The following is an 11,373-nucleotide window of genomic DNA, read 5'->3' as shown; positions in this document are numbered from 1 at the left end:
GCTAATGGTGTTTGGCGTGTTGCATTTGCATTTGAATCCAGACGCGATGCAATATTGTTAGTGGCAGGAGATAAATCCGGTGGTAGTGAAAGTCGTTTTTATAAGCAACTAATCAAAACGGCTGATAAAAGATTTGAAACACATTTAACCCAACTGAAAAATCAACAAGACGAAAAGTGAGAATAAGCTATGGGTAAAACTTTAAAAGAAAAATTAGAAGAATTGTCACCAGAACGACGAAAAAAAATTGAGGAAGAGTCACAAAGGCTGATTGCAGAAGAAATGACTCGACAGCAGTTGCGACAAGCTAGAAAGCTAACTCAAAAACAAATGGCTGAACTGTTAGAAGTTGATCAAGGGAATATTTCTCGTTTGGAACAGCGTACTGATTTGATGCTTTCAACTTTGCAGAAGTATATTGCAGCGATGGGAGGTAATTTAAAGCTTGTTGTTGAATTTCCCAACCTTCCACCTGTTACGTTAGTAGGTATTTCGGAAATCGAGGAATCAGAATTAGATGACGTTGAATTTGGTTCTTAATAAGGGCTTAAGTAGTTCATAGGTTAGTTTAAGGAAGCGCAACCCAACACCTGACGGTATATAGTAAAAAATATTTTCTACCCCCTCTCTTCCTAACGACAAATATAAATGCTAATTAAAAAATCACTCCGCTTCCCCAATCAAAGTAAAAGCAGCCCAATCACGAGGATTTGGATGCTGTTTCATTCTCGTCAACATCGCTTGTCGCAGTGCAGTAGCTTTATCAGGATTTTTGCTGAGGTTTTGATAAAAATCCGTCATTAATGATGCTGTAGGTGAATCTGGTACCGACCACAATGAAACTAAAACGCTGGGAACTCCGGAACTAATTAACGAACGAGATAAACCAATTACCCCATCACCAGTAATTCGACCCCTACCTGTATTACAAGCACTCAATACCACTAAATCAGCATTAAGTTTGATATCTAGGATTTCGGATGCAGTCAAAAGACCATTATCTTGAGAAGAGGGTGCAAGAGCAATGGAACTTTGTAATCCTTGGAAACCATCAAATAAACCGTGGGTAGCTAAATGAATTAATCCTGCTTGGGGAAGTTTGGCTTTAATAGCGGTTTCCGTGGCTTCGTCACCAGTCAAGGCTATGGTATAAAATAGGGGTGCAATAGCTTCCGCTTCTCGTTTGGCTCCTGGTAGAGATGGTAACTGTTTTCCTGGCTCTCCATACTTGGTATTAAATGACGGCATAGTAGGATTGCCTACTATCAGAGCATTTTTTCGAGATGATTTTGGTAAAGTTTTGATGCGCTTTTGTTGTTGGCGAGTTAATTCTAATACTTGAATCGCGGGTGCGGTGAGAATGGTGTGTTTTTCAATCAGGTATTTACCTTTAGAGTCCATTAATGCAGGGAAGGGAACCAGGAATAAATCACCTTGAGGAACGAAAGTAACGCGTTGATTGGGGTCAGTTGGTAAGAGGTCAGCGATGGGTTTAACTAATAGTTGATGGAGTTTTTGTAAGCTTTCCTTTTGTATTTTTTCATTCACGGGATTTTTGACTTTGACATCAAAAATATTGCGCTCATCATCACTAACACCCAAGGATTTACGGGTGGTGGAAACTAATTTACCTAATGTTGTGTTTTCTTTTTGCCACAATGGTTTTAAGTCAGCTTTACGGAAGGTGACTTCACCTGTGGGTTTGATTACCCAAATGTAGAGTTTGGATTCTTTGGTTTGTCCTTTACCCGCAACTTTGAATTCTTCACCAATAATTGAATATTGGACTAAAGTAGAATTTTGTGCGTTAGCAATTTGTTTTATTTGGTTAATAGTTGGTTCCGTAGCGGAATAAATATCACTATTAGGGGAGAGACGACTAGTCATTAAATCCACAAAAGCTCTAGCGCGTCCACTTTCGGCAACTTCTAAGGCTGCATTGGTTTTATTTTGGGCGATTAGTACTTGTTGTAAGGTACTATAAATGTTTGCTTGTTTCTCAAAAATGGAAATTTTTAAGTTATTCTGGTTTCCTAGTCTACTCCGCTGAGACTTCCGAACCTCAACTCCATATTTTAAGACTTTTTCGGCTTCTACAAAATTCTTAGATTTGAACAAAGCAAGTCCCAGATTATTCAGGGTACTACCTTCAGCATCGCGATCGCCGATTTTTTTGAAAAGTACTAAACTTTGTTTGTGTAATTCAATAGCTTTTTTATAGTCTTCTAGGGAATTGTAAACAAGTCCCATATTAGTCAGCAAAGCACCTTCACCGGGGTGGTTGCCGATTTCTCTAGCGATTACTAAACTTTGTTGATAGAAGTCAATGGCGTTTTGATATTCTCCTAGAGAGTTGTAAACATTTCCTAAATGACCAAAACCACTACCAAGACCTGCGCGATCACCTATTTCTTTATCAATTGCTAAGCTTTCATGATAAAAACCAATAGCTTTCCGATAGTCTCTCAGGAAATAGTAAGCAGTTCCTAGACCACTCAGCGCACTACTCTCACGAACGCGATCGCCTATTTCTCTAGCGATTACTAAACTTTGTTGCTCGAAGCCAATAGCTTTTCTATAGTCTCCTAGGGAATTGTAAGCACCTCCGAGGTTATCTAATGTAGCAGCTTCACCAGCGCGATCGCTAAGTTCTTTTACGATTACTAAACTTTTTTGGAAAAACTCAATTGCTCTTTTATTGTCTCCTAGAGAACCGTAAGCAATTCCCAGATTCGTCAGGACCCGACTTTCACCTTTATGAGAACCAATATCTTTGAAAATTCCCAAGCTTTGTTGGTAATACTCAATAGCTTTTTTATGCTTCCCTAGTTTATCGTAAGCAATTCCCAGATTCGTCAGCGTACTACCAACACCTGCGCGATTACCAAGTTCTTTTACGATTACTAAACTTTCTTGGAAAAACTCAATTGATATTTTATACTCCCCTATAGAATTGTAAGCAAGTCCCAGATTATTCAGTGCACTACCTTCACCTGCACGATCCTTAATTTTTCGGTATATTTGCAATGCTTGCTTCCAAGATAATAAAGCAGCTTTCAATTGACCTTTTCGGTACTGTCGCTTGCCTTGGTTGTGTAGTCTATCAGCTTTTCGTTTCTGGGGATTACTTCTAAGTTGCGCCTTTGCAAGCATTGGCTGTACTATTGCTTCTAATTCTGAGTTTTTAATTTCCAGTGCAATTGTTAAAGATTTTTTGTAGTAATCAATCGCTTTTGGATAATCTTGCCACACAGAGTAAACCGAACCCAAATTAGCTAACACCATAGCTTCACCTTTGCGGTTTTTGATATCCCGAAAAATAATTAGTGCTTTTTGAAAACATTGTAATGCTGCTTCAAGTTGATTGGCTTTAAAGTGCTGATTACCTTGTTGAAACAACCTATCCGCTTCCGCTGTCCGTGCATCCATCGTCTGCGCTAAAACCCCCGATGTCATCAAAACCATCGGCAACTTAGGAACAAAAGAAGCAGACAAAACCACCAACGAACTAACTAAAACACTCCGCCCAATTTTGTAATAACCCATTCCTATAACTCCCCACATCACAACAAACCAACCAACGTAAAACCAGCCCAATCCCTCGGATTAGGATGCTTTTTCATCGTTTCCAATATCGCTTGACGTAATGCACCTGCTTTACCAGTGTTTTTACTTAAGTTAGCATGAAAAACCGTCATCAATATCGCTGTTGGTATATCGGGAATATCCCACAGGGAACCAATAACACTATCTGCACCAGCAGCGAAGAAAGAACGAGACAAGCCGATTACACCATCACCTGTAATGTGTCCCAAAGCTGTTTCGCAACCTGACAAAACAACTAAATCGGCTTTGAGGTCTAAATTCTGGATTTCTGATGTTCTCAACCAACCATCATCTTGATTGGAAGAATCAAGAGCAATTACATCGGGAGGGTTATTCGTTTTACAGTCATTAGGATAAGTCATTGTTGCTAAGTGAATAATTCTCGCTTGTGACATTTTATTTACAATTGCAGTTTCTGTAGCAGCGTCACCTATTAATGCTTGAGTGTTGAATATCCTTGCAATGTTTTTTGCTTCTTTTTCTGCTCCTGGTAAGTTTAGTACTTTACAAGAATCTCCTTTTGTGAGTGGTTTTTTGGGTGCTGTGGGGTTTCCGACTATCAATAATTCATCATTTGTCATGGTTGTAGGGACAAATGATTTTTCTCCATTACGTGCATTTTTTCGCTGATGAAGTAAATCTAATACTTGAATTGAGGGAGCGGTAGAAATTGTATATTTTTCAATTAAATATTTACCTTTTTTATCTCGTAATGCAGCAAAAGAAACCAGGAATAAATCACTTTGAGGTATAAAAATAACTCCTTTTCCCTGTTGTTTGGGTAATAAATCAGCAATAGGTTGAATTAATACTTGATGAAGTTTTTCCCAATTTTTTATATGATATTTTTCTTTTGATTTTTCCGCTGCGACTCGAATACCTTTATTGTACTCTCTTCTCAGATTGATTTGATTGCGATGTCTAGTAATTAAATCTCCAAGTGAAGTTTTTTCTCTCTGTCGCCAAGCTTTTAAATCAACGCGACGCATGGTAATTTCACCTGTAGGTTTGATGACCCAAATTAATAATTCTGATTCTTGTGTTTTTCTTTTTCCATCAACATTTACTTCTTCAGTCAAAAGTGAATATTCAACCAATGTCACATTTTGAGCTTTTGCAACTTCTTTAATTTGCTCGATTGAAATTGGATCAACATTGATTGTGGGTAATTTTTTTGTGAATAAATCTCTAAATGCACGTTGGCGACTATTTTCGGAAATTTCTAAGGCTGCTTCAGGTTTATTTTGGAGAATTAGAGTTTTAATTAAATTTTGAGATGCTTGTATATTCTGTGAGTGTGAAATCTCAGATAAAATATAATTATTTTGCAAATTTGAACCTATATTTAAATATGTAGGGGATTTGATTATTGGTGATTTGACTATAGCAATTGCACTGGTTAAAGGTAATGAAGGATATATGGTAATACCAACCAAAGTTAATACTATTTTAGTTATTAGTTGCGATAAGCTCATTTTTTGAATTTTTCTCCCATTTAAGAAATCATAAAAATAATGCTTAATTTTTTGGAAATTAGTTATGCTTCGACCCCACAAATATTAAAAGTAATTTGCAGGGTAGTTCAACTAGATTCAACTTCAAAAATTAAGTATTACGTATACGCTCAATTGCATTGCGAGATTTTTGAGCCATTTCTTTATCTCCATCATTCTCAAAGAGACTAGTTGCTATTTGTAAATCTGTAATTGCATTTTCTTTTTTACCTAATTGATAGTTAGTAAATCCTCTGAACAAGTATGCATAAGATATGGAAGAATCCAGTTCTATTGATTTATCTAAATTAGCTTTTGCTTATTGGTATTGTTTTAATTGAAAATAGCTTAATCCACTAAATAAGTAAGCATATTGATTGTTGGGTTGAATTTTTATGACTTCACCGAAAGCCTGAATTGCTTCATTAAATTTTTCTGCTTTAAATAGTTCAAGTCCTTTTTTTAAATAGATTTGTGCTGTCTGTTTATCCTCTCTCGAGTCAGGAGTTTGTATTGGGTCAACTTGCAATTTCTCAATTTGTGGTTTCAATTTCAATTCGATTTTAGGTAAAGTCTGAGAATTTGCTTTTTGACTAACTACCATAAAGCCGAGTAAAACGATTGCAGGTATTACTTTTAAAACTTTCATTTGTGTCTCTCCAGTTAAGTTATTGATAAAGTTAATGAGTAATCGAAATGTATAGTAGATACACTTTTGTGTGCGTTCTAATGATTTATATTTCTCGGTATTTCAGAGGGTATGCAGTTCTGTAAAATTATTTAATTATCTCTCTTGCTTACCCAATTTTTTATATATCTGGGTATTTTGGGGGTATGCAAAAATAGTATTGAATTAGTAAAAAAGACGTAGCAATGCTACGTCTCTACATCAAGTTCTCAAGATAGACAAAATTCTAACGACTTCTGGAACGTCCAATGTTTACAGAAGATTGTTTAGGTTGACATAAGTGATTTGGTAGTTGTTTAATCATTTGTGACAATTTGGGTGATGGATTTGGAACTGAATAAACTTGCTGTAGTGCATCAGACCATAATCCTTTTTGTGCAAAGTACTTAGCTTTACTTAGGGCTATTTTTTCTGCATCTGCACCCTTGTTTTTTTGCAATCTTTCCAAAACCCTCAATTCTACTGCAATTTGATTTCGCTGGGGTGCTTCCATCACTTTAAAGGGAACGAACATGGTTGGATAAGCACTTTCATGTTCGCTTAAAAATACTGACAACCTATAAGTTTTACCAGGTTCCAAGGCTTGACCTGTATAATTTACACTTTTATAGTTTGCACTTGTATAGTTTGCACTTTTACCACTTGAATTTGTGTTGTCCGCACTTTCATTAGTTATACTTTGAGTCCCGGTTACAATTTGAGTCTCTAGATATTCCTTATTACCTGGGATTCCTATTGCTATTTTCTTAATGTCACCTTTCCAGAGAAAGAATGGTTTAGTATTCCAGACAATTCTGGTTTGGGATGGTGCATCCGGGGAAATTAAGCACAGGGGTTTTCCTGGACGAGAACCAGTTCTACGTGGTTTTATCGGTGGTTCTGGGTCTTTAGGTTTGGGTTTGGATTTTGGCTTGGGTTTAGACTTGGACTTAGGTTTGAATATCTGATTCCACAAGCTTTGTATAAGTGAAGTGTTTTGTGCGTGGACAGTTTGAGGATTTAACGAAAATAAATAGATTAAAACTGTAACAGATAAAATTGAACTACGTCGTATCGATGTAATTTTATTCATAAATCAGCCTTTTTCTGATAAAAAGCATGTAGAACGTAAAACCAAAAAGTTATTGTTGGTAATAACCAAGGCAAAATAATCGCGGCTGGTGAAATATAAAGCTGTAAACTAATTAATGCATAGATTGTGGAAGCTATACTTATTAGAATCAAGTTTTGTTGGCGTTGTTCCAGATTTTTTATCAAATAATCAGATGTAAATTTACCCAGTATTATTGCTAAACCGATTGTCCATAAATCAGGAATAGGTACAACTATTCTATTTTTTAGGTAGTGATGGGTCATATATCCGTGAATTTCACCACCTGTAAGGACTCCACGGGTATTGTTTTGATCGATTTGATTTCGCCAGTAACCTAAAGCAGCAGGTAAATCAAAATTATCCTCATTGTTTTGTGCGATTCCAGCTTCGCCATATGCACCTGGTGCAATAATTACAATCTGCTGGGAAAGTTGTTTTTGGAATTTAGTAAAACTTGAATTCTCTAATAGTTCCCAAGCGGAAATAGTTTGATATATCTGGTTTGGAGGTATAGAAAAATCTATAATTGGATGCAACCACATTTGACCCAGATGATAACTATTGGCTGTTAATGGTTGTAAACGAATTTTTGCAGATATCAAATTTGATATCTTCAAATTTGAATATTTGCGATTATTGCCATTAGTTTTAATATGAACGGTACGTGCAGTTTTACTGCGAACGCTTATCTGTTCCCAAAAATCTTGTTTGCTTTCTAATCGCGGTTGTGGTGAATTGGGAGATTTCTGTAATTGATGGGAAAGAGCTAAAACAAATCCTAAAGGTCTGGGTTTAGGGTTATCATCTGAACTGGGTAGTAGTTGCATATAACCAGGTAAAACCTCGATTTCTCCTGGTAAGCTCCAGTTGTAACTCGCAATTTCTTCATGTACGCTCAGCCATGTACCATTAGGATCGCGAGTTTTAGGAAACACAAACCATGTGGGTTGAGATCTAGTGAGTTGAGATTTAGTGGTTTGAGATCTAGAATTCAACCCAGCTTTAATAGAATTTGCCAAAATGCGATCGCTATTTCGATTTGGTCTATCTAATAAATAGTCAATACCAATAACTGGCGCTTTTAATTCTACTAATTTATCTATTAAACTCGCCAAATACTTGCGGTCCATCGGTCGAGGATTAAAAATTCTGGCTTTTTTAATTGATTCATTATCTATTTGCACCAATAAAACAGGAGGAGTTGTTACCGAATTAATTTGACCTGTTAAATTGCGATATATGGCTTGTGCTAATACCCGTCTTTCTAACAACCAACCCTGTACGGGAAGCTGTAAACTAATTAATACTAAAGCAGAAATTGTTACAGCTTCTAAAGGGGTTGGAATTAAACTTTTCAGACGTTGCTTAAATTGAAAAGGCTCGATACGAAATAAAGGTGCTGCGGGATGACGAAATAAAGAGGGAACCAGATAAGAACTTGGATAAGTCAGGTTTTTTTCTACTTTTAAATACTGACTTGCTGCTAACAAGCACTCATGCACATCTTTATATTCAGCTAAGGCTTGGGAAAATTTAACTAAAAAGTCAGTTGCAACCTGATTATGAATCGGTTCTCGCATAATTGCAACTTGACTAATACCTAAATCGATTAATTTATTTGCAATACTCAAACCACTACAGGAATTAAATATTGCAACTTGTAACCCCTTCTCTTTAGCTGTTGTTAAATGTTTTTCTAATTCGCTCAAATATAAAGAAGTATTAGGTGCTATGGCAATTTCTCCGCCAGTGAGATAAGTTTCGTTACTATGTCCGGCAAAAAATAAAATATCCCAACCTTTATCTGAGTTTAGGGCTGAGATTATTTCCTGTTTTAGTTCATCAATATCTGTTCCGACTTTCCAACCAACAAACTCAACATCAACAATTTTATTTAGAGATTTTAAAGCTTTTTTCTCTTCCTGAAAATTCAAGTTGGTATCATCACCTAAAATTGTTAATACTCTAGCTTTACGTCTAACAATTCGCTCCGATGTAGCTTGAATAATATTAATTGGTTGACGAATAACACGGATTTTATCGGCAGCAAATTCTGTACCAATTTCCCATGCTTCCCAGGGTAAATGTGCTAATTCTAGGTCGTTACAACTAATAAAAATATTTGTAATTAAGCCACAAACTGAGTTGATATCTTTACTTTTTTGTTCTTCTAATTCTTTACTTAATGTACTAATCTTAGAACGGATATCATATAAATTACTACTACGTAACCATTGATGAAATTCATATAATAGTTTAGCTTCTGCTTGTACTAATTTTGCTTGCCAATCAGTTGATGGAGGAGCTACAACCCCCTGATTTATAACTTTTCCCCGGAGTTTATTGCTATAAAATTTGCGGTAAAATCGCTGCCATTCTTGATATGATGATGCGATTGATTCAGGATAAGTAATTTGAGCATTAAGTTGTTGACCTTTGCCCCAAGAAAGCTCAAATAAACAGGTTCGATCTACTTTCTGAATTTTCAGATATACATTAATCATCGGTTTTTTGCTACTCGTGATATGTATTTTTCTTCATATCAAGCGCTCTCCAATTACCTGATGGTACAAAACTAGCCCAATAGTAAGGATGCTCGTAACCTGCTGTTGATAATAACTCAAGTTGTGCTTCCCGTAACGCCTCATGTCTACCTTTACCGGCTTTCAAACCTTGATAATACTTCACCATCAAGTCTTTGGTTCCAGCATCGTCCACCAACCACAAGCTCAAAACCTGACTTTGAGAACCAGCCATTACTAAAGCGCGACGCAACCCATACAACCCCTCACCTACTTTCACATCACCCAAGCCGGTTTCACAAGCAGATAGCACTACTAATTCGGTTCCTTTCAAATCCAATCCCACAACTTCAAGAGCGGTGAGTACACCATCATTGCTACTAGCTGAAGCTTGGTTACGATTGTTGAAACCCGCTAAAGCCAATCCCGAACGTAACAGGGGATTTTCCAGTTGGATTTTTTGTGTTGGTTTGGCAATTTTATTTGTAATTAACCCCGCATCAAACGTGGGTAAATCTACTTCAACATCAGGAAGAAAGAAACCATGGGTAGCTAAATGCAGGATACTGGGAGACTGAAGTTGTTTGAGAGCAGTTTCCGTAGCTTGTTTTTTGGAGATAATTTTGGTGTTGGTAAAAATTGATTTAATTTGTTGTGCTTCTTTGGATGTGGCTTCAAGCGCTCCATATTTTAAGCTTGCTAAGTCAGTTGAACGACGATTTCGGGAATCACCGCGAGTACTTGTTGCAACTGTAGTTTCTTTTTGATCGTAGTCGATATCTGCAAACACTACAGGGGTAGAATTATTACTAGCAGACGAATCAAACCGCAACAAATCCCGTCCGCTAGTAAGATATGAAAATGCATATCTCTCTATCAAGTACTTACCTTTTTCATCTCGTAGTGCTTCAAAAGGAATCAGGTTTAATTGTCCGTCGGGGGATAGTAGTAAATGACGCGCATTTCCCAAGTGGGGACGTATAAGCTTCATGACTTGCTCGTCCAAATTGCGAGCAAGCTCATTAAGATACTTCCCGTCAGCAGGTCCAGGTATAACACCGCCACGTTTTTCTGGTGAAGCAGAATCGTTTTTTGATAGTTTACTCTTGCTTAATAAAGCTTTACGTAACTCGAAAACTGACTTGTTAATCGCCGTAGCTTCACCCAAATCAACCCATTTCGGCTGTCCCTGGTTTCGCAATATAGCCGCCGCATATCGGGGCTTACCAAAATATTTATCCTGCTTTTTAGCTTTGGGATTAAATGGCTCATACTGCACAATCTCCACTAATCCTGCATTTTTGGGTATTTTAGCTTGGACTGCTGCTAACTCTACTGGTTCAAATTCGTTGCGGAATTCCGCACTTTTAACATTTATAGCTTCTTCTAACTCTTCTCTTCTGGCTTCTAATTTTTGATATCTAGCTTTATATTGTGCAGGCGTTTGTTTTCCTAACTCTTTGTACACCAGTGCTGATAGCTGCTGCTGTACCTCCAGCCACTCATCAAATAGTTGTTTTGCTTGGGGATTGTTTTTTAGTTGACTGCGTAATATTTGGGTGCTGTTGGTAACTGTGTCGAGTACTCGTCCTTTGCGACGCAGTACGTTAGTTAATGCTAGTCGTATTACTTTCGGATTGTTGCGGGCTTCCCCAAGGGATAGAGAAATAATACGACTAGTTGTGCCTGAAAAAGTTCTGATATAGTATTGCTTTCGTTGTTCTGAAATTCGAGTAAAGATAAGTTTTAGATTTTGTTCTTGAATTTCTGAAGCACGAGTGAAAAAATTAGTTGCATGGGTAATATCACCTTTTAACCAGTACAGTTCTGCCAGATTGTTGAGGATTTGTGCAACGTCGGGATGTTGTTTACCCAGTGTTGTCTCCATAATTGCTAGTGATATAGCAATCGCCAGCTTAGTTAGGACGTAAGGTAAGATAGATCGAGAAGTGATTAGTCTGGACAATTCCA

8 protein-coding genes and 1 pseudogene are annotated in these 11,373 nt (G+C 37.0%); 2 read left to right on the top strand and 7 right to left on the bottom strand.

Features of this window, described 5'->3' with window-relative positions; genetic code table 11:
- Positions 1 to 180 (top strand): annotated as a pseudogene (locus BC008_RS32685) (type II toxin-antitoxin system RelE/ParE family toxin); the annotation flags it as partial.
- Positions 181 to 189: 9 nt separating this feature from the next.
- Positions 190 to 540 carry a helix-turn-helix domain-containing protein gene (locus BC008_RS32680; protein ID WP_027846998.1) on the top strand — a complete coding sequence of 117 codons (351 nt, stop codon included), beginning with the start codon at positions 190 to 192 and terminating at the stop codon, positions 538 to 540.
- A gap of 123 nt (positions 541 to 663) precedes the next feature.
- Here the strand turns inward: BC008_RS32680 and BC008_RS32675 are convergent, their stop codons facing one another.
- The 7 genes from BC008_RS32675 to BC008_RS32650 all read right to left on the bottom strand — a co-directional run.
- Positions 664 to 3,597 carry a CHAT domain-containing protein gene (locus BC008_RS32675; RefSeq protein ID WP_235595972.1) on the bottom strand — a complete coding sequence of 978 codons (2,934 nt, stop codon included), beginning with the start codon at positions 3,595 to 3,597 and terminating at the stop codon, positions 664 to 666.
- On the bottom strand, positions 3,564 to 5,081 hold the full coding sequence (locus tag BC008_RS32670; RefSeq protein ID WP_082650685.1) for a CHAT domain-containing protein: 1,518 nt from the start codon (positions 5,079 to 5,081) through the stop codon (positions 3,564 to 3,566). Before BC008_RS32670 ends, BC008_RS32675 begins: the two co-directional genes overlap by 34 nt.
- A 130-nt stretch (positions 5,082 to 5,211) precedes the next feature.
- Positions 5,212 to 5,361 (bottom strand): hypothetical protein, encoded by a 150-nt coding sequence (locus BC008_RS49850; RefSeq protein WP_161938192.1) that lies wholly within the window; start codon positions 5,359 to 5,361, stop codon positions 5,212 to 5,214.
- A 57-nt stretch (positions 5,362 to 5,418) separates the two neighbouring features.
- Positions 5,419 to 5,748 carry a tetratricopeptide repeat protein gene (locus BC008_RS32665; protein ID WP_027845841.1) on the bottom strand — a complete coding sequence of 110 codons (330 nt, stop codon included), beginning with the start codon at positions 5,746 to 5,748 and terminating at the stop codon, positions 5,419 to 5,421.
- A gap of 265 nt (positions 5,749 to 6,013) precedes the next feature.
- Positions 6,014 to 6,859 carry a hypothetical protein gene (locus BC008_RS32660; protein WP_027845840.1) on the bottom strand — a complete coding sequence of 282 codons (846 nt, stop codon included), beginning with the start codon at positions 6,857 to 6,859 and terminating at the stop codon, positions 6,014 to 6,016.
- Entirely contained in the window at positions 6,856 to 9,384 is a 2,529-nt protein-coding gene (locus BC008_RS32655) for a CHASE2 domain-containing protein (RefSeq protein ID WP_027845839.1), read from the bottom strand. Before BC008_RS32655 ends, BC008_RS32660 begins: the two co-directional genes overlap by 4 nt.
- Before the next feature lie 10 nt (positions 9,385 to 9,394).
- Positions 9,395 to 11,373 (bottom strand): CHAT domain-containing protein (locus BC008_RS32650; RefSeq protein WP_058184223.1); only part of this gene is annotated, 1,979 nt, incomplete at its 5' end.

It is taken from the genome of Mastigocoleus testarum BC008 (assembly GCF_001456025.1).
Lineage (GTDB): Bacteria > Cyanobacteriota > Cyanobacteriia > Cyanobacteriales > Nostocaceae > Mastigocoleus > Mastigocoleus testarum.
The sequence above is the reverse complement of the archived record's forward strand: the minus strand, read 5'-3'. Positions and strand labels throughout refer to the sequence as shown.